17 protein-coding genes are annotated in these 19619 nt (G+C 61.9%); 10 read left to right on the forward strand and 7 right to left on the reverse strand.

What is annotated here, in order from left to right; translation table 11 throughout:
- Window positions 1-5 precede the first annotated feature (5 nt).
- The 3 genes from Tal182_RS31200 to Tal182_RS31210 are packed head-to-tail and all read left to right on the forward strand — an operon-like array spanning window position 6 to window position 3608.
- Window positions 6-995 (forward strand): GNAT family N-acetyltransferase, encoded by a 990-nt coding sequence (locus Tal182_RS31200; protein ID WP_206426558.1) that lies wholly within the window; start codon window positions 6-8, stop codon window positions 993-995.
- Window positions 992-2410 (forward strand): MATE family efflux transporter, encoded by a 1419-nt coding sequence (locus Tal182_RS31205; RefSeq protein WP_085862056.1) that lies wholly within the window; start codon window positions 992-994, stop codon window positions 2408-2410. The genes Tal182_RS31200 and Tal182_RS31205 overlap by 4 nt, the downstream gene beginning before the upstream one ends.
- Before the next feature lie 10 nt (window positions 2411-2420).
- Window positions 2421-3608 carry a PLP-dependent transferase gene (locus tag Tal182_RS31210; RefSeq protein WP_085862057.1) on the forward strand — a complete coding sequence of 396 codons (1188 nt, stop codon included), beginning with the start codon at window positions 2421-2423 and terminating at the stop codon, window positions 3606-3608.
- Here the strand turns inward: Tal182_RS31210 and Tal182_RS31215 are convergent.
- The gene (locus Tal182_RS31215; protein WP_085862058.1) at window positions 3499-4155 is read right to left on the reverse strand and encodes a sigma-70 family RNA polymerase sigma factor; all 657 of its coding nucleotides are present in this window, start codon (window positions 4153-4155) and stop codon (window positions 3499-3501) included. The two genes, Tal182_RS31210 and Tal182_RS31215, sit on opposite strands and share 110 nt — an antisense overlap.
- A gap of 163 nt (window positions 4156-4318) precedes the next feature.
- Here Tal182_RS31215 and Tal182_RS31220 point away from each other — a divergent pair, with 163 nt between their 5' ends.
- Genes Tal182_RS31220 through fhuB form a run of 3 tightly spaced genes read left to right on the forward strand, consistent with a single transcriptional unit; the run spans window position 4319 to window position 7637 of the window.
- Window positions 4319-4810, forward strand: a complete 492-nt coding sequence (locus tag Tal182_RS31220) for a GNAT family N-acetyltransferase (protein ID WP_085862059.1) — start codon at window positions 4319-4321, stop codon at window positions 4808-4810.
- Between the two features lie 32 nt (window positions 4811-4842).
- The gene (locus Tal182_RS31225) at window positions 4843-5673 is read left to right on the forward strand and encodes an iron-siderophore ABC transporter substrate-binding protein (RefSeq protein WP_085862140.1); all 831 of its coding nucleotides are present in this window, start codon (window positions 4843-4845) and stop codon (window positions 5671-5673) included.
- Entirely contained in the window at window positions 5673-7637 is a 1965-nt protein-coding gene (fhuB, locus tag Tal182_RS31230) for a Fe(3+)-hydroxamate ABC transporter permease FhuB (protein WP_085862060.1), read from the forward strand. Before Tal182_RS31225 ends, fhuB begins: the two co-directional genes overlap by 1 nt.
- A gap of 48 nt (window positions 7638-7685) precedes the next feature.
- Here the strand turns inward: fhuB and fhuF are convergent, their stop codons facing one another.
- Window positions 7686-8471, reverse strand: coding sequence for a siderophore-iron reductase FhuF (gene fhuF, locus Tal182_RS31235; protein WP_085862061.1), 786 nt, complete (start codon window positions 8469-8471; stop codon window positions 7686-7688).
- Between the two features lie 4 nt (window positions 8472-8475).
- The gene (locus Tal182_RS31240; RefSeq protein WP_085862062.1) at window positions 8476-10650 is read right to left on the reverse strand and encodes a TonB-dependent siderophore receptor; all 2175 of its coding nucleotides are present in this window, start codon (window positions 10648-10650) and stop codon (window positions 8476-8478) included.
- 383 nt (window positions 10651-11033) lie between these two features.
- On the opposite strand from Tal182_RS31240, the gene Tal182_RS31245 reads away from it, so the two are divergent.
- Together Tal182_RS31245 and Tal182_RS31250 are read left to right on the forward strand one after the other, a co-directional pair.
- Window positions 11034-11708 carry a L,D-transpeptidase gene (locus Tal182_RS31245; RefSeq protein ID WP_085862063.1) on the forward strand — a complete coding sequence of 225 codons (675 nt, stop codon included), beginning with the start codon at window positions 11034-11036 and terminating at the stop codon, window positions 11706-11708.
- Between the two features lie 14 nt (window positions 11709-11722).
- Window positions 11723-12259, forward strand: a complete 537-nt coding sequence (locus Tal182_RS31250; protein ID WP_085862064.1) for an OmpA family protein — start codon at window positions 11723-11725, stop codon at window positions 12257-12259.
- A 311-nt stretch (window positions 12260-12570) separates the two neighbouring features.
- Here the strand turns inward: Tal182_RS31250 and Tal182_RS31255 are convergent, their stop codons facing one another.
- A complete protein-coding gene (locus Tal182_RS31255) occupies window positions 12571-13044 on the reverse strand; it encodes an Hsp20 family protein (RefSeq protein WP_085862065.1) in 474 nt (157 codons plus the stop codon).
- A 233-nt stretch (window positions 13045-13277) separates the two neighbouring features.
- Window positions 13278-15743: a beta-glucosidase gene (locus Tal182_RS31260; protein WP_085862066.1), complete on the reverse strand. Its 2466-nt coding sequence runs from the start codon at window positions 15741-15743 to the stop codon at window positions 13278-13280.
- A gap of 170 nt (window positions 15744-15913) precedes the next feature.
- Here Tal182_RS31260 and Tal182_RS31265 point away from each other — a divergent pair, with 170 nt between their 5' ends.
- On the forward strand, window positions 15914-16543 hold the full coding sequence (locus Tal182_RS31265; protein ID WP_085862067.1) for a TetR/AcrR family transcriptional regulator: 630 nt from the start codon (window positions 15914-15916) through the stop codon (window positions 16541-16543).
- Here the strand turns inward: Tal182_RS31265 and Tal182_RS31270 are convergent.
- Window positions 16501-17385: an alpha/beta fold hydrolase gene (locus Tal182_RS31270; protein WP_085862068.1), complete on the reverse strand. Its 885-nt coding sequence runs from the start codon at window positions 17383-17385 to the stop codon at window positions 16501-16503. The genes Tal182_RS31265 and Tal182_RS31270 overlap by 43 nt on opposite strands.
- Window positions 17386-17517: 132 nt before the next feature.
- Here Tal182_RS31270 and Tal182_RS31275 point away from each other — a divergent pair, with 132 nt between their 5' ends.
- Entirely contained in the window at window positions 17518-18441 is a 924-nt protein-coding gene (locus tag Tal182_RS31275) for a LysR family transcriptional regulator (RefSeq protein WP_085862069.1), read from the forward strand.
- Between the two features lie 66 nt (window positions 18442-18507).
- On the opposite strand, the gene Tal182_RS31280 is transcribed toward Tal182_RS31275, so the two are convergent.
- A complete protein-coding gene (locus Tal182_RS31280; RefSeq protein WP_085862070.1) occupies window positions 18508-19392 on the reverse strand; it encodes a DUF6030 family protein in 885 nt (294 codons plus the stop codon).
- Between the last annotated feature and the right edge of the window lie 227 nt (window positions 19393-19619).

Raw genomic sequence — 19619 nt, forward strand, 5'->3', positions numbered from 1 at the left:
ACATCATGGATTTCGACGCCGCCAAACAAAGGCGGGCTCTGCAGGCGCGCAGCTATGTCAGGCTTGCCCCCAATATCGTCCATCTCAACACCGTGTACGGGAATCACGAAGTCGCCCTCGAAGTCGAAGCCGGCATCGCCTCGCTGACCTTCTACGAGGGAAATCCCGTGCAATCGGCGGAGCTTCTCATGGCGGCCGCCGAAGCGGTGACGGCACAAGACCGCTCGATCAAATCGGTCGCTTTCGAAGGGCATCAGACAAGCCTTCCCCGGCACATTTCAGCCATCGATGGAAGGCTCGACTCCGCCATCCTCTGGCAATGGCCCTCGCTATGGCTGCCGCAGATGTCCTATCCGCTGCCGCCCGTGCAGGAGATGACCGCCGGCCGCTACCATCCGCGCCGGCCGGCAAAGCCCAAAGGCACGGTCTACCAGCGCTTCATCCCTTGGCTGGAGCGGGACATCAGCTTCAGGGTGGCCGACCCCGAAACCGATCTTGCCGTCTTCCACCGCTGGATGAACGACGAGCAGGTTAATACGATCTGGGAGGATGCGGGCTCGATCGACAAGCACCGGGAGATCCTGGAAGAGAGGATCGCCGATCCGCATGTCCTGCCGCTGATCGGCAGTTTCGCCGACATTCCCTTCGGTTATTTCGAAGTCTACTGGGCCAAGGAGAACCGGCTCGGTCCCTATTACGATGCCGACGATTACGATCGCGGATGGCATGTGGCGATCGGCGAGCCCGATTATCGCGGCAAGAAATGGATCAGCGCGTGGCTCCCCTCGCTGATGCATTTCATCTTTCTGGACGATCCCCGCACCAGGCGCATCGTCGGCGAGCCGCGCGCCAGCCACGAGCAGCAGATCCGCAATCTCGACCGCTCGGGCTTTGCCAAGGTCAAGCATTTCGATTTTCCGCACAAGCGGGCGCTTCTGGTGATGCTGAGCCGCGAGCGTTTCTTCGGCGATCATCTCTGGGTTCCCGCATCATGAACGACATGAGCGAGATGAGCGGCAGCCTGCGGAAACGGCGGCTTGCACCGGAAGATCTTGCCAGCCCGCAGCTTTTCCGGCTGCTGCTGCGGCTCGGGTTGCCCGCCATGTTCGGCCTGTCGATCAATGCCGCGCATCACACGATCAATATGATCTTCGTCGGCATGATCGGCGAGGATCAGATCGCCGCGATCATGATCGTGCTACCGATCCTCATGCTGGTCGCTGCCTTCGGCGAAGGCATCGGCGTCGGCGTGGCGACCGAGGTCGGCCGGGCGCTCGGCGCCGGCAACCGGTCATACGCGAGCACGCTTGCCTCCATCAGCCTGGCCGCCGGCGTCGCCTTCGGCGCGGCATGCGCGGTCGCCATCGTCGCGCTTCCATCTTTCCTACTGTTCGGCGCGACACCCGCGATCGAGCCGTTTGCGCAGCATTATCTCCTCATCATCGCGGTCTCGATACCGCTGACGATGGCGCAGATCATTCTCGATTTCCTGGCGATCGCCGAGGGCAATGCCCGCTTCAGCATGTGGACGCTGGTCGCCTGCTTCGCGCTGAACATCATCCTCGACCCGATCATGATCTTCGGCTTCGGCCTCGGCCTGCAAGGCGTGGCAATCGCCACGATCCTCTCCCAGCTCGTGGCGCTCTGCATTTATGGCGCCTATCATACCAGAAGGCTCGGCACGATCCGGCTGACGTTCGGCTGGCGGTTCGGCGATCTCAGGCATCTCAGGCTGGTCCTTGCCGTGGGCGCGCCGACGACGCTGACGAGCCTCGCAACCGCTTGCGCAATCGCCGCGATGCTGTCGGTCGCCGGCACCTATCACGGTGAAGACGGCATTGCCGGAGTCGGCATCGCCCTGCGGCTGCTTGCGGTCGGCGCACTGCCGGTCATCGGCATTTCGCTGGGAGCCCAGTCCATCCTGAGCTTCGCCTGGGGCCGCAGGGATATATCGCGGGTTCTGGCGTTAGCCCGCATGCTTTCCGTGGTTACGTGCACGGTCGGCGGGGTCTACGGACTGACGGCGATCATCTTTTCCGAGCGCCTTTCTTCGTTCTTCACCGACGAAGCTTCCGTGCTTACGATCGCCGGCCAGGCCATCATCGCAACCCATCTTCCCTTCCTGCTGTTCGGCCTGCGGCAGACGGTGCTGATCCTCTTCCAGGCGCAGGGCAGGCCGAAAGCGGCACTTGCCGTCGGCCTGGCGCAGAACGGCTATCTTCTCTTTCCGCTGCTTGCTCTCCTGCCGCCCTTTTTCGGTTTTTCCGGCCTGCTCGCAGCTATGTTTCTAGCCTCGGCGCTCACGGGCCTGCTGTCATGCTTCTGCCTGGCGAGGTCGCTCGGCGCGCTCCGGCAGCGCTCGGCCGAACCTCTGAGCGCTATCCGTCCCCCTCCCCGCTTTTGCCCATGAAAGGATCATCATGAACCAGTCCTTCAGCCCACGCGACCTTGGCGCCCACGCGGCCGCCGACGATCTCTTCACGCCCGTCGATCCGGCCGCCTTCAACGCCGTCTCGCCGCCGATCTTCCAGACATCGCTCTTCAGCTATGACAGCTACGAGGCGATGGCGGATGTGTTCGCCGGCCGGGCGCGCAACTTCATCTATTCGCGCGGCGACAATCCGACCGTCCGCGAATTCGAGCTCTTGGTCGCCCGCCTCGAAGGCGCGGAAGATGGGCGCGCCTTCTCCAGCGGAACGGCCGCCATCACCTCGACCATTCTGAGCCTCGTGGAAGCGGGCGACCGGATCGTCGCGGTCCGCCACCTCTATAATGACGTCTACCGCCTTCTGGTGAAGCTCCTCGGCAGGCTCGGCGTCACCGTGGATTTCGTCGATCCCTCCGACCATGACGAGGTGCGAAAGGCGCTGCCGGGCGCCAAGCTGCTCTATCTCGAAAATCCCTCCTCCTTCGTCTTCGAGCTTCAGGACATCGTGGCGCTGTCGGCCATGGCGAAGGAGGCTGGTGTCACCACGATCATCGACAATTCCTGGGCGACGCCGCTCTTCCAGAAGCCGATCCAGCACGGTGTCGATATCGTCATTCACGCCGCCTCGAAATATCTCGGCGGCCACAGCGATACGGTCGCCGGCGTCGTCGTCGGGACGAAGGAGGCGATCGCCAAGATCAACTCGACTTCCTACCCCTATGTCGGCGCCAAGCTTTCGCCCTTCGAGGCATGGCTCCTGCTGCGCGGCATGCGCACGCTGCGTGTGCGCCTCAAGGAGCATGAGCGCAGCGGGCTTCTGCTCGCCGATCGGCTGAAGCAGCATCCCGACATCGCGCGCGTCCGCCACCCAGCCTTTCAGGATCATCCAGGACGCGCGACGCTCACGGGTTACGCCGGGCTTTTCGCCTTCGACCTCACGCCCGATATCGATGTCGCGCGCTTCGTCAACGCGCTGCTCGAGATCCGCCTCGGCGTCAGCTGGGGAGGCCCGGAAACGCTCGTGGTCCCCGCCAAGGTCGCGCTGAAGATCCCCGACCGGATGACCACCTTCATCCGGTTCGGCGTGAGCGAACAGACGATACGTTTCGCCGTTGGGCTGGAAGAACCGGAACTGCTGTGGAACGATTTGCAGCAGGCGCTGCACGCCGCGAAGCGGTAATATCTCGCGGGCGCTCTTGATCGGGGCGGGCGGGCTCGGTGATTGCCGAATGGCAATGCTGCTCCGCCGCCTTGATCATGAAATTGACAAGCGTCCTCGAGACGCCGAGTTCGGCCGCAATATCCTTCTGCGGCACGCCATTCAGGCGGTGGCGGATGAAGGCGTCATTGGTCCGCTTCGGTAACCTCTCGAGCGAGGCCAGTAGGTCGCGCAGCGTCTCGGCCGCTACGAGCTGATCGAGCACCGTGGGGATCGGCGCCGTGATCTCCTGCACCTGATCTATCGACTTATAGTTGTTCATCTGCTGACGCCGCCGGCGGCTCTCGTCAAGCGCGAGGTTATAGACCATCCGGAAGGCGTAACCGATCGGGCAACGAATGCCTTCGACGTTCACGCCGTAGGCCTTGATGACACCATCCTGAAATATATCCTCAGAATATGACCTTGATTTGACAACGCTTTCGATCGTTTTCAGGAGTTTGTCCTTGTTTTCGATCATCGCATTGACAACCGCATTTCCGTTCACATCACGATGCGATGCTCGCATTGCCCTGTACCCTTTTTACAAATGGAAAATCAGGCTCTGTCGTTGCTGCTCGGTTCGGCCTCGGCGCTCCTTTCTGAACAAAGGTACACGATGTGATTGCAGTGTCTAATTTAAGATGATAACAAGAGTCAAGTTTAAATTGACCGACCGGAGACGAGAAAAAATGGGACGAACAATTGAGATCCTGACGGGCAAGGGGGAGCTCTGCCGATCGATCATGGGAGCCTTGCCCGACTGGTTTTCCGAACCCGAGGTCATCGAAGCAAGCGCAGAGGCGGTCGAAGATCTGCCGGTGTTCGGCTATATCGAGGCTGATGTCGTCACCGCCATGATCGCGCTGAAGCCACATTTGCCCGGCGCCGTCGAGATCGCGCTGATCGCGACCCGGCCCGAATATCACGGCCACGGCGCCGGGCGGCATCTCGTCGATGCGGCCGAACGTTTCGCCCATCAATCGGGCGCCCGGCTGCTGACGGTCAAGACGCTGGCGCCGCGCGGCCGCGACGAACCGCAATTCGAGGCGACGCGGCGCTTCTATGACCGGAACGGCTTCGTCAGAGCGGAGGTGTTTGCCAAGCTCTGGCATGAAGATCATCCGTGCCTATTCATGGTCAAGCCGCTCGCCGGAAATCAGCCGAGCGAGACTGCGCTTTGAGACGACGGGACTTTCTTCTGGGCGCGCTGGCGATAGCGGGCGCGCCCGTCATTGCGCACGCCGGCGATGACGGCGTCGTTTCGCTCGATTACGGATTGGCATCGACGATGCTGGCGCTCGGCAGCGTGCCGCGTGCGATCGCCTCGCTCAGGAACTGGTCGGAATGGGTTGTCGAGCCGTCTATGCCGCCAGGCGTCGTCGATGTCGGCACCACGTCGGAGATCAATCTCGAAGTCCTCACCAGCCTCCGGCCATCGCTGATCCTCAGCACGCCTTTCCTGGCGGCGCTGGATGAAAAGCTCTCCCGCATCGCGCCCGTGGAGACTTTCACCGTCTATGCCCAGAACGGCGATGCGCTCGACCGCTCCTACGCCGAAACGCTGCGTCTCGGCGCTATGATCGGGCGACAGCGGGAAGCGGAGGCGCTTCTCTCCCATGCCGATGCCACGTTCGAGCGGTTGCGCGAGCGGGTGAAAAGCCTGTCCGCACCGCCTGTCGCCGTCATCAATTTCATCGACCAAAGGCATGCGCGCATCTATAGCGGCCCCGGGCTTTACGGCGGCGCCATGAGACGCATCGGCCTGGAGAATGCCTGGAAGGGCGAGGCGAGCTACTGGGGATTTCAGACGATCGGCCTGGAGCAACTCGCCGAACTCGGTGAAGAAGCCCACCTCGTCGTCGTGTCGCCGCTGCTTCCGTCCGATGTCCTGACCCGGCTTTCCGAAAGCCCGCTCTGGACCAGCCTGCCCTTCGTCCGGCGGCAGCGGATCTCGGTCGTTCCAGGCGTCCTGATGTTTGGAATGGTCCAAGAAGCGCTGCGCTTTTCGACCCTGATGGTCGATGTTCTGGAGACTGCCGCCTGATGAAGCCTCAATATTCCCGCTTCGGCGCGCCGGCACTTGCGGCGCCGCTGCTGTTTTCAGGCCTCAGCCTGGCGGTCCTCGATCTCCTGCCGGCGCTGCCGCATCTCGAAACGACAGGCGGTTACGACGCCCAGCACCTTCTGCTTGTCTATTCCACGCTGCCGCGCATGGCGACGGCGCTGATCGCGGGAGCCGCGCTCGCACTCTCGGGAACGATCCTGCAGCAGGTGCTGCGCAATCCGCTGGCCTCGCCGACGACACTCGGCGTCTCAGCCGGCGCCAATCTGGCGCTGGTATCCGTCATGCTCGCCTTTCCCTCGCTGGCGGGATGGGGCCGAGACGCGGTCGCACTGACGGGAAGTGCCGCTGCAGCCTTCGCGATCTTTTCGATCAGCGCCCGGCACGGTTTTTCGCCCTTTTCCCTCATTCTCTCGGGCATGATCATCGGCCTCTGGTGCGGGGCAGCGGCGGCGATCCTCATTCTTATGAACGATCAATATCTCTCGGGGATCTTCATCTGGGGCGCCGGATCGCTCTCGCAGCAAAGCTGGGCGATCCCGCTATCGCTGCTGCCGAAGGTCGCGCTGCTCGCCGCCCTTGCCCTTCTCGCCACACGGCCGCTGGCGCTGAGCCAGCTCGGCGATGCCGGCGCAACCAGCCTCGGCCTGCCGATCAAATGGGCGCGAGCCTTCATCCTGGCGATCGCGATTGCGCTGAGCGCTCTCGTCACCAGCGCCGTCGGCGTCATCGGCTTCATCGGGCTGGTCGCCCCGCAGATCGTCCGGCTGGCCGGCGCCAGACGCATCCTCAGCCAGTTGATCTGGTCGCCCATCGCCGGCGCCGGCCTTCTCCTCCTGACGGACGAGACCATTAAGCTTCTTGCTCCCGGTGATTTCGTGCCGACGGGGGCGGTGACGGCATTGCTCGGCGGGCCGATCCTCATCGCGCTTCTGCCACGGCTTGCGACAGCCTCACGCACGCTGCCCGCCATGACCTCACCACGGCTCGCGGTCAGCAGCAAAGCGTCCCCCCTCGTCCTGCTGCTCGCCTCCGTCGTCGCACTGGTGATTGTCGCGATCTTCTTTGGCCGTGCACCCGACGGAAACTGGGCCTGGCTGCCCGTCGCCTCATGGGGCGAAATCCTCCCCCTCCGCCTGCCGCGAGTCGCCGCAGCGTTCGGTGCCGGAACGGTACTCGGCGTGACGGGGCTGATCCTGCAGCGGCTGACCGGAAACGAAATGGCAAGCCCCGAGGTGCTCGGCGTATCGGCCGGGGCGACGCTCGGTGTCGCAGCCGCTATGTTCGCCTTTGCCGCGCCGGGGCTGACGGTCCAGCTTGCCTTTGCCGGCGGCGGCGCGCTTGCGGTACTACTGCTGATCTTCCTCTTGAGCGCCCGTTCGGGCTTCGGCCCGAACCGTGTCCTGCTCGCCGGCATCGCCTTCGGCGCGATCCTCGACGCCGGGATCGGCGTGCTGGCGGCAAGCGGCGATCCGCGCGGCCTGGCGCTGATCCGCTGGATGTCGGGCTCGACCTATTTCGTCGATAACAGCGTTGCGGCAAGCGCCCTGCTGATTGCGCTTGCCTGTCTCATCGCGGCCTTTCTTGCAAGCCGCTGGCTTGCCCTGCTGCAGCTCGGCTCGGAGACGGCGAGCGAACTCGGCCTCAGGATCGCTCCGGCGCGCGGCGCCCTGTTCGCGCTCTCGGCGATCATGACAGCTGCCGCCACGCTTGTCGTCGGCCCTTTGAGCTTCGTCGGGTTGATGGCGCCGCACCTTGCCCACGGGCTTGGTCTTCGCCGTCCCTCGACCCAGCTTCTCGCAGCTGCGCTGATCGGAGCAGTCCTGCTCGTCATCGCCGACTGGGCCGGACGCATGATCGCCTTCCCCTACCAGGTCCCAGCGGGATTGATCTCGGCCCTGGTCGGGGCGCCGATGCTGCTGTTCGTTCTGCGCCGGCAGACATGAAGCAATCCGACGAAATGCGTAGCGGTTTTGCCGAAGTCCGGTTCTGGCCTAATGCCGCCCGTCCGGCAGCGGGCAGGCTTCGCCGCAGCCGCCGACGCCCGGCAGGTTATAACGCAGGCAGCAGACCTTCCGGCGGGCAAATTCCAGCCCGCATTGCTGGCGTGCCATGCGGATCATGCCGAACATCGGATTGCGTCCGCCGCCCGGCCATTCAGAATCATTCAGCAGCGCCAGACCGCCTTCGACGAGAGCGGGCTCGTGGCGGTGGGCGATCTCTTTCAGGATCCAGGACAGATATGCCGCGGCATTGTTCCAGAGAAGCTTCGGCGCCACGCCTGCATTGGCCGCGATCGCCGCGATGACCGGTTCGGCATGGCCGAGCATCAGCCGGTGAAGTTCGGCAGCCGGATCGGCCGCAGCCTCCGGCCGATCGGACATCACGAATGCTTCCGGTTCACCTGTCTGCTCACTGCAGATCAGCGACAGCCGGTCCATCTCCAGCGGCAGCGCGATGCGGTTTACGAACATATGGACGGTCGGTGCGATCGTCAGCATGCTGAAATAATAGAGCGTCCACATGGAGACGATCGCGCGGCGGTCGCTGCCCGGGAATTTTTCGGAATAGCGCGCGATGATGCCGTCAAAGACGTCCCGGTCGCCAAGATCCCTGCAGGGAATGACAATCCCGGCCGGCGGCGGAGAGGCAAGCAGCTTCCCGCGGCAATAGGCGAACGGGCCATCGCCCACCAAGCCGTCGAGGTCGACTGCCTGGTGGGCGACAGGATGATCGGCGATCGAAGGGCGTGCGCCCGCCCCGTTCATCTCCGCCGCCATGGTGCTACCACCGATACTTCAGGGTGCCGGTCATGTTGCGACCCTGGCCGAGGTAGCAGAAGCCCTCGTTGCAAACGGTATCGCGTTCATCGGCGATATTGCGGATATTGAAGGCCGCAGTCAGGCCTTCGTATTTCTTGTCGACCGCGCCGAAATCATAAGCGGCGGACGCGTCGATGTAAAAGCTCGAGGGGTTCTTTGACGTATTCGCCGTGTCCGTCCAATTCTCGCTGACATAACGGACACCCGCGCCGACGGAAAGGCCATGGAAGGGGTTGGTTTCCTGGAACGTATAGTTGGCCCAGAGGCTGGCGACATGCGAAGGTGTGAGGGCTGGCGTATTGCCCTCGTTTTCGCCGCCTCCCGTCACTTCTGAATGGTTGTAGGTGTAGGCCGCAATAAGATCCCAGCCATCGGCTACCGCCGCGCGGGCTTCCAGTTCGATACCCTTTCCGGTCACCTCACCGATCGATCCATAGGCAAACAACAGCGGGTCGACCAGCACCGGCTTGTTCTTTTCGACGATGTGATAGGCAACGGCCGACAGCAGGATGTCGGAGCCCGGCGGCTGGTATTTCACACCGACCTCGTACTGTTCACCCTCTGTCGGCGCGAGGGTCTTGCCTGAGGTCGAACGGTTGGTCACCGGATCGAACGAGGTGGCGTAGGAGACGAAGGGAGCAATGCCGTTGTCGAAGAGATAGAGGGCACCGGCTTGCCAGGAGAAGGCGTTCTTATCGACCTCCTCCGAGCTGACCGCGGGCAAAGTCGCATCGCGCGTCTGGTTCACCCAGGTCTGCCGGCCGCCGAGGTTGAACCGCCAATTTCCGACCTCGATCTGGTCCAGCGCATAAATGCCGACCTGCCGCATGTCCGCGTCGGAAGCCAGGATGCTGTAGTCCGGCGTGGCGCCCGAGACACCATAGGTCGGATTGGCGATATCGAAGTCGAACACCGGATCGGCAGCGCCGGCGCCGTAGCCAAAGCTCGACTGGAGATTGGTGTAGTCGAGCCCGAACAGCGTCGTATGGGCCAACGGGCCCGTGTCGAACTTCGCTTCGAGCTGGTTGTCGACCTGGAAAACGTTCATTTCGTCGCGGATCGCATTTGTGCCACGATGCGCGACAGTCCCGGTCCAGCTGGTCACGCCGAGATAGCGAGCCTCCAGATCGAGATGCGAATAGCGCAGGTTCTGCCGGAAGGTCAGGCCGTTGTCGAATTCATGCTCGAACTGATAGCCGACCTGCTGCTGCTTGACCTTCTGGTAGTCGTAGTCGGGATCGCTCTCCCTGAGCTCGTGGATCTTCCCGTCCAAGGTCGTGATCGCGCCGACGTTGGAGTCGGTCTCGTCCGACTGCGCCAGACCGTACACCGTGAAGGTCGTGTCCTCGTCTGGCTTCCAGGTAAAGGACGGCGCCAGGAAGTAGCGGTCGTCGGCAATGTCGAAATTGGTGTCGCCCCGCCGGGCGAGGCCGACGATGCGGTAGAGGAAATCGTCGTTGTCTTCGCTGATCGGCCCACCGAAATCGAACATTCCCTGCACCCGATCCTTGGTGCCGTAGGTGATGCCGACTTCGCGGATCGGCTCCTCGGTCGGAAGCTTCGAGATCTTATTGACGAGGCCGCCCGGCGATCCCGCACCATAGAGAACCGAAACCGGTCCTTTGATCACCTCGACGCGCTGCAGCTGATAGGGATCGGTTCGGAACATGCCGTAATTGATATAGGGCTGGCGCAGGCTGTCACGAAAGTCTCCGACTGTCGTGATGTTGAAGCCGCGAATGTAGATCTGGTCGAAACGCGGATCGAAGCCGTTCGGTCCGGTCGTCACGCCGGCCGTATAACGAACCGCCTCGATGACCGACTGCGCGCCGCGCTGCTCGATTTCCTTCTCAGTGGTGACGGAAATCGAACGCGGCGTCTCGACGAGCGGCGTGCTGATCTTGGTCGCACTCGCGCTGTTCTTGGCGGTGACCGACGTCCGGTCGGTCTTGCTATCAGAGGCTGCACCTTGAATGACGATCGGCTCCAGTGTCGTCGCGGTGTCACCTGCGGAGGCGCTCTGGGCGGCGGCCGGCGATGCTGCAATGCCGATCAGGACGATCGCGGTCGTCGCAAAAAGGCTGTCTCTGTAAATTCGCGATACATTATTAGAAACATTCAAAAAAACACGCGCCATTGCTTGGTCCCTACGTCACGGATGCGGGCGGAACCTATGGAGCGAAATAGAGCTTGTCAACATAAGGTGATTATTTTTGTCATCTTTTATTCGATGATCTGGCGGTGACGGCCGTTCGCGAAGAGGTTGCACGCAGCATCGACACTGGAACGCCGGCACGGGACACCTGCGATGCAGGCTCCGGCCGCGCCTCCTGTCGATTTCCGGATCCGTACGCAGTCGGCATAACATTCTCCCGCCCGGAGTAACGACCGAAGCAATACAGCATCAGGCGACCATAGCTTCTCTATCGATCTTGGTAGGGAGAGGAGTTTTCTATTGAGGCAAATAAAAAATCTGGTTTACTGCACTTCGCTTGTTGGCTTTCAGGGGGGATTTAGCCGATGGTGTGGACCCGCAGGAGTATTATGCTCGGTGGATTGGCGTTGCTTGGGACCGGCGCCGTCAGCAAACCGGCAGCCGCCGCGGCAGCTTCTTATTTCGACGGCGCTGCGGTCGACAACGGCGTGACGTTTCGCAGCACCGATTTCGCCAAAATCGACAGGCGCTGGCATCGCCAGGTCGTCAAATATTTCAGCAGCGAGCCGATCGGCACCGTTGTGGTCGATACAAGGCACCACTTTCTCTATCTGATCATGGAGAACAAGACCGCCATCCGTTATGGCGTCGGCGTCGGCCGCGAAGGCTTCAAATGGTTTGGCCGCGCCACCATCGACGCCAAATCACTCTGGCCGCGTTGGACGCCGCCGCCGGAGATGCGCAAGCGCCATCCCGAACTGCCGGAATTCGTCGCGGGTGGCTCACCGAAGAACCCGCTTGGCCCCCGCGCCATGTATCTGCATCGCGACGGCGTCGACACCGGCTATCGGTTCCACGGCACGCTGGAGCCATGGAGCATCGGCAAAGATGCCTCCAGCGGCTGTATCCGTATGTTCAATGAAGACGCCATCGATCTTTATCAGCGCTGCCCCATCGGCACTGCTGTACAGGTTCTGCCGCATATTGCCGACCAGGCTGACGGCGCCACGCAGGTTAGCGAAACAACTCCGGTCGAATGAGGAATATCACCCCTATGTCTGCGATGATCGGATACACCAAGCGCCTCGCCGGCGCAGCCATGCTCTTGGCGCTCGCCGCCTGCTCCACCACCGAGGTCGCCTCCCTGGAAGAACCGGCCGCGGTGCCGATGACCGGACAGACCAACGACCCCGCCCCCGGCTTCGAGAATGTCGCGCTGGGCAGCGAGGAGGATTTCATTCTTAGTGTCGGCCGACGGATCTACTTCAAGCAGGACTCCGCCGCGCTCGATTCCGTCGCCATGGCCACCCTGGACAACCAGGCCGCCTGGCTCAACAAGAACCCGACCTGGCTGCTCAAGCTTCAGGGATTTGCCGACGATTCCGGTTCCGCCTCCAAAATGCAGACGCTCTCGCAGAAACGTGCCGACGCGGCGATGGCCTATCTGGCCTCGAAGGGCGTGGACCCCAAGCGCATGTGGGCCAAGGGCTACGGCAACGACCGCGAAGTCCGCGACTGCACAGAGCGCTCCTGCAAGGTGCAGAACCGGCGCGTCGTCACCAATCTGCGCACCCAGCCTGATGCAGTCTGATTGCAGGTGGACCTGCAGGAGGGCCGAACGGAGGGCCAAGCTTGTTAGGCCGGGATTTGCGGCAAGAGAGTTCGAGGGGAGAACAAACTCAGTCCACCTCGTTCGTGCACAAGGGCCGGCCACATGGCGCCGGCCCCGATTGACATGGAAGCCCTGTTCAGGATCGCGCTTCAGAAACCGCGTCCGCGCTGCGGAGCTTGCCTAACGATTTCGAAAACAGAGACTTTGCCGCGTTTTTTGCGCTGCTTCCGCGACGTTTCCTGATCTCTACGATGAACGGCTTTATCCGGGACTTCATGGAGAGGCTCTCCTTAAGCCACCTGACGCTCGGATTCGATCTGAAGAGGCGCCTGCTGAAAGGAGCCGTCACCGATAACGATCTTGCGCGGTTTCATGGCTTCGGGCACTTCACGCTTCAGCGCAATCGAGAGAATACCATGCCTCAGCGAGGCATTCTCGACCCTGACGTGATCGGCGAGTTCGAAGCGCCGTTCAAATGCGCGCCCGGCGATGCCGCGATGCAGATATTCGCCGTCCTTTCCGTCGGCCGGCTTTTGCCCCTTCACCAGGAGGACGTTCCGCTCCTGGGTGATGTCGAGGTCGCCTTCGGCGAAGCCGGCCACTGCCATCTGGATGCGATAGTCGTCTTCGCCCGTCTTGACGATGTCGTAGGGCGGCCAGGCATCAATCGCCTGCAGGCGCTGCGCATTGTTCAGGAGATTGAAGACACGGTCGAAGCCGACGCTGGACCGATAAAGGGGGGCGAAGTCAAGTTCGTTTCTCATAGCCATATCCTCCGTAAAGCAACATGGGATGGAGACGCGTCGCAAACCTGCGTCTCCGCACTACTCATCGGCCCGCTTTTGCGCTGCCGACGAAAATGATCTGGTTTCGCACGATTTTCGATTCAAGAGGAGAATCTAAAAATTTCAGCCTGCTTCATCCGGCAGGCCGGAAAGGCTCTTGAGCACTGTTTTCATTCACCTAAATCGATGACGCCTGACCGTTTCGACGTGGGTCATGCGATCGACGGTGGCAGCACGTAGCCGGCTGGCGACGGCAGGTGGATCACGGATCTTGTGTCGGCGGCATTCGCCGCCAGGACCAGCTGATAACCACCCGGTTCGGCCCGGAAGGCGCCGGCCTCGATATCGAAATAGGCCAGATCGCGCGGCAGAACCTTCATGACGGCCGTGCCTGTTTCGCCGGGTTGCAGCGACAGCTTTGCGAAGGCGCGCAGTTCCTTGTCCGGCCGTTCCACTTTGGCTAACGGCGAGCGCACATAGAGCTGAACCAGCTCCGAGCCTGGCCGGTCGCCTGTATTGGTGACGTCAATGCTGACGGTTATGCCTTCAGGATCCATTTCTCCTGCGGAGAGTCGCGGTTCGCCCCAACGGAAGCGGGTATAGCTAAGGCCGAAGCCGAAGGGGAAGAGAGGTTCGACGGCGCTGATATCGTGATGGCGGTAGCCGACGAAGACGCCTTCGGCATAGTGCACATGCCCGTCCTTCCCGGGATAAACGGCAGGATCGCCTGTGATGGCGGAATTGTCGGCAAGCGCTTTCGGGAAGGTCTGCGGCAGGCGGCCGCCCGGCTCGGCGTCGCCGAACAACACGTCGGCGACGGCGTTACCGAGTTCCTGGCCGGGATACCACATCTGCAGCACGGCGCGGACCTTGCCGAGCCAAGGCATCTCAATGGGACCGCCGGTCTGCAGCACGACGACGGTGTTGGCGTTGGCGGCGGCGACCTTCTCGATCAGCTCCTCCTGCCGGCCCGGCAGCCGCATGTCGGGCAAATCAAGTCCCTCCGTGTCCCACTCGCCGTCGCGGCCGACGAAGAGCAGCGCCACGTCGGCATTGCGGGCGCTTTCGACGGCGGCCTCGATATCGGCGTCGCCGAGCGGCCTTTCGACACCGAAGCGGATGGCGATAAGGTTGATGCCCTCCTCGCTCGCCATGGCCGGTTCATATTCGACAGCGATTTCGTAGAACCGGCCCGCTTCCAGGCTCACCCCGCCGCGCTGTTCGTCATTGGCGGTGCCGAAATAATTCTCGCCGCGCGTCCAGCCCTCATGGCCGTCGACGGTCAATCGGCCGTCGACGAAGAGTCGCGCCAGCCCTGCATTGGTCATGCCGAAGACATGTTCGCCACTCTCCTCCGGCGCATATTGCATCACCATGCGGGCCGAGAAATCGGCAGGGTCGAGTTCGCCCGACGGCAGCTCGAACCAGAAGAACTCGCCCTTGTCGACGGTCTCCACATGAAGCGGATCGCCCTTGCAGCCGCGCCCCTTGAAATATTCGACGGTGATCTTTCCCTTGAACACGTCGATCAGGCGGTTGTGGCGGCAGCCGACGGCATGGCTGATGCTGTTGGCATTGGAAAGAGCCGCGCGAATGCCTTCGAGCGGGCTCACCGTATAATGCGCCGCGATCTGCGCGCTGCCGCCGCCCATGACGCGAGCGGTGACGGCATTCGGTCCGATGACGGCGATCCGGTCGAGCGACGTCTTGGCAAGCGGCAGCATGCCGTCGTTCTTGAGGAGCACCGCGCCTTCGGCGCCGAGACGCCGGATCAGCGCCCGATCTTCCGGCAAGTCAACCGCCCGCTCCGTAAGATCGGGTTTGCTCCTAAATGCGCCGACCCGCTCGAGCAGCAGCAACATGCGTCGTGCTGCCGCACGCACCGTCGCTGCTTCCACCTTGCCCTCGCGCACGGCTGCAACCAATTTCTCGCCGCGGTCGCGCACCGGGCCGGGCATTTCGAGATCGAGGCCGGCATTGATCGTCTCGGCTGTCGAATGCGAGCCGAACCAATCGGACATGACGATGCCGTCGAAGCCCCATTCCTCGCGCAGCACCTTGGTCAGCAGCCAGTGATGCTCGCTTGTATAGGTGCCATTGAGGCGGTTATAGGAGGACATGACGGCCATCACGCCGGCGCGGCGCACCGCCTGCTCGAAGGGCGGAAGGTAGATTTCGCGCAGCGTCCGCTCGTCGATGTCTGACGATATGGTCTGCCGCTCGATCTCGGATTCATTGCCGGCGAAGTGTTTGATCGTTGCGGCAACACCCTCACTCTGCACGCCCTCGATATAAGCGACGGCGAGTTCTGATGTCAGCATCGGATCTTCGGAATAACATTCGAAATTGCGGCCGTTGAGACCGGAGCGGTGGATATTCACCGTCGGCGCGAGCAGCACGGCCGCTCCCTTGCTCTTGGCCTGGCGCGCAAGGGAAGCGCCCATCTGCCTGAGGAGATCCGGATTCCAGCTGGCGCCGAGCGCGATGGCCACGGGAAAACAGGTCGCCTTGACGCCGGCGACCAGCGAGCCCGCGCCGCGGGCGCCGTTCGGCCCGTCCGTCACCTTGATCTTCGGCACGCCGAGACGCTCGACGGGCACGGTCGTCCAGAAATCGGCGCCCGACAGCAAGGAGACCTGCTCTTCGAGCGTCATCCTGTCGAGAATGGAATCGATCATGCAAACCTCCCCAAAAGACCGCGAGCATCGCGCCTGTTAAACCTACCGATTACTCGGTATTTTTAAGATGTCAAGCTGACGGACCTGATGTAGGAAGGAAGCAGAGGAGATATCGGCCGGAGCATTGCGGATCGGCGTATTGCATTTAAAAGAGGCCGATGGGAGAAACGATGGCAGAGCAGAAGGTGGAACAGGACGAGAAGCGACGGCGCCGTTCGCGCAAGGGAGAAGAGCGCCGCGCAGAGATCCTGGCGGCGGCGATGCGGCGCTTTGCCGAAGACGGCTACCAGAATGCCGCGATCGGCGATATCGCCCGGGATGTCGGCCTGTCGCTGCCCGGCCTGTTGCACCATTTTCCGACCAAGGTCGATCTGCTGCTCGCCATCCTCGCCAAGCGCGACCTCGATAGCGCCGATTTTATCGGGCATTGTCGCTCCGATCTCCGCGGCTTGCTGAAAGGCATGGTCGAAATCTTTCGCCGCAATGCCGGAATGATCGAGGTCATCCGAGCCTTCGCCATTCTGAATGCCGAGAGCCTCATGAAGGACCACCCCGCCAAGGCGTGGTTTCTCGCTCGCACCACGGAGATGCAGAACGATATCGCCGCGACCTTCGAGCGGGCGATCGCCGATGGCTCGATCGACAAAGGGATCGACAGCAAGGCCACCGCCGCCGAGTTGATCGCCGTGATGGACGGTCTGCAGATGCTGTGGCTGCGTGATCCCGATCGCTTCGATATGGTCGGCGGCCTGGAAGCTTATGTCGGCCGCCTGCTGGCGAGCCTCGGCCTCGAGGGCTGAATTCCCTCTTCATCGAAGCGCGTGAGCCAGCTCATGATGCGGCTGACGGGTTCATAATATCTCTGCCCGACCAGCAAGCCGGTATGCGTCGTGCCCCAGAGACCAAGATACTCGCCGCCGATGTGCCGCGCCATCGCCTGCCCTCGCCGGTCGGCGACTTCGTCATTGACAGCCGAGATCACCAGGCTGGGGCAGGTGATCTTGCCGCCGTCGACGGAAATCCCCTCGGCTCCAAAATGAAAGGAAAAGGCACCGAAGGCTCTGGCGGATTCCATGGACAGGTATTTCCGCTGGAAGGCGATATCGTCGGGAGTTTCGTCGGGGCTGGATTGCTCGTCGCGCACCGGCGCGGGAATAACGACGCCAGGTATCTCAGGCGCAAGATCCTGGTAGGGCACCTCGTCATGCACCTGCCTGGAGATGCTGGAATCGATCAGCACCACCCCGGCAATGCCAACGCTTTCCGCCAGTTTCTGGCTGAGGATTCCGCCCATGCTGAAGCCGATTACGGCAGGAGCGGCAGCACGTTGCTCGGCGATTGCGGAAATAGCCTCACGAACGTCTTCCAGATAGTGCTCGAATTCGACCGTCGTAAAATCCACCGACCGGCTTTTGTAATGACCTCGCAGATTGATGCAGTAGGAGTCCCATCCCGCCGCCATGAAGTGCGGAATATATTTGCTCCACATCCAGCTGCCGGTGAAGGCGCCATGAATGAAAAGCAGGGGCGGTCGATCGGCCGCATCCAGGCGGTTGTTCCCAGGAAAGATTTCCAGGAACAGGTCGTTCTCGCCAATGTATCTTGTCCTGTGCTCCGGTAATTCTTTCGCGTAGTCCCGCATGCCATCCACTCCTTGATCTCGGCAGGCCCATCCTTCCGGCTTTCGAGACAAAGGATATTTGTTACGCAATGTTGATCAATTCCGGTGCGTGGACTTACATAAAGGACAAAATGTCTCCAATCGGATTTTGCCATGGATAGTCTCGCGAGCGTCTTCGCCTTCGTTCATGCGGCCGAACAGCAGAGTTATGTCGCAGCCGCGCGCATTGCCGGCGTCTCGCCGTCTGCGATTGGAAAGGCGGTGGCGCGTCTGGAAAGCCGGCTCGGCGTGCGGCTCTTCAACCGAACGACCCGCAGCATAAGCCTGACCGAGGAAGGGGCTGTTCTCTACGAGCGCTACAAACGCATCATCGACGATATGCAGGACGTAGAGGCAACCCTGTCGAAAAGCCGGGAAAGCCCGAGGGGGCGCCTGCGCGTCAGCGTCCCACATATCGTCGGGCATCATCTGCTGATGCCGATGCTGCCGGCCTTTGCCGAGCGCTTCCCGGAGATCGAGCTGGATGTGGATTTCGAAGATAGGGTCATAGACCTGGTTGCGGAAGGTCTGGATGTCGTGGTGCGCAGCGGCGAACTTGCCGATGCGCGGCTGATCGCCCGCCATCTCGGCGATCAGCATTTCGTCGTGTGCGGCAGTCCCGATTATTTCGAGCGCCGTGGACGGCCTGAGACGCCGGGCGATCTCTTCAGGCATGCCTGCATTCACTTCAAATATCCATCCAGCGGCCGCGTCGCGCCCTGGGCCTTCAGCGCGCCGTACGAGCGACTGCTTCTGCAGAAAAGCCTAACATTCAACAACACGGATGCAGGGCTGCGGGCAGCACAGGATGGTTTGGGCCTCGCCCACCTGCCCGTCTATGTCGCGGCATCGCACATGCGAGCGGGAAGCCTGATCCCCGTCCTCACCTCCTTCATGGTGCCCTTCGGTTCACTCTCGCTTGTCTGGCCGTCCAATCGCCAGCTTTCGCGCAAAGTCCGCGCTTTCGTGGATTTCGTCGTCGAGAACTGTGCCGCCCGAGCCGACGCTTTTCGACCGGCAGCCAGCCTGTCGCGCTGATCCGCCGGCGCGCCATATCCGAAGCGGGTGCACCTTCCCTACTCACAAAGCTGGGGGCTTTGAAGCTCAGCCGCAGTTCCGGCTTGGTTTTGAATCGGAGCCGGCGCTTGCTCCGCCATTGAGTGCCATTGGCTGATCTGAACGCGCCGTTGCGATCGATGCGGATGATGTCCGCGGGATGCGCGGATCCGTCGTGGCCAGCCAGCGGTCTGGCGAAAAATACGCCCTGGTTCTTGCCTGCGAACCTGGAGCTGCCTTGAGGCCTAGAGCAAAACTAAATCTGTTTTCGCTGCCGGCTTCGCGCCTGAAGCTGAGATAAGAGCCGAATCGTTCGGCTTCGACATCGCGAAGGCTTTGGATCGACGCAAGCGCATCTTCAAAATCTCGCCAGCACGCCTGCTTCACAATGATCTCGAAAATGCGCAGCACTTCAGGGGCGAGAAGTCCCTCAGCATCAATCTTCGGTCCGACGATCTTGGCGCGGATCTCAACAATATTACCCGTCCCATCTCCACGAACCCTGAGGAAGGTCGAGCTGAGCGGCCGCGCCTCGTCCCGTTCGTAGATGCGCTGAAAATAACACTCATAATCGCGATTGCGCATCGATGCGGCTTTCCATTCGCTCACCTCTATGCCCGCCTCTCGAAGAGCGCCGCAAATATTGGCGCCCGAGACCAACCACATCCGCAGAAACTGACTTGCCAGGTCGAGCTTTGGGAGCTCCATCAGATGCCGCGATATCGATATCGTCGGACGAGGAGAAGAAGCAGCCGGATCAGAGCGAACGGCTAAGCGTGCGGAAGGGGCAGCGTTGTTCGGCGCTCGATTTTCAAAATCTTCGGTCGGAGCTTCGGATCGGCGGATGTCAATGTAAGAAACGGCAATGGTTGCAACAACCAGGGCGAGGACCAACAGCGCTGACCGACGTAACGAGCGCCGGTTGCTCAGCAACGGGAACTTCCAGCGCGGGGATGGGCCGTCGCTGGAAGAACCGGCTGAGAACAATTTATTCACTGCGTTGCCTCGCAAGCTTGCGACCAGCGGCGTCGGTCGGCGCCTGGTCAATCCCCGTGGCCAATCCTTTGAGGCGAGCAACGATGTGAAAGCGCTACAGCCGGCTCACCTTCGAAACCGCGATTTTGATGTCGAGTGTATCCAGCGTCAAGCAGGAGCCCTGA

This window comes from Rhizobium sp. TAL182, assembly GCF_002117725.1.
GTDB lineage: Bacteria > Pseudomonadota > Alphaproteobacteria > Rhizobiales > Rhizobiaceae > Rhizobium > Rhizobium esperanzae.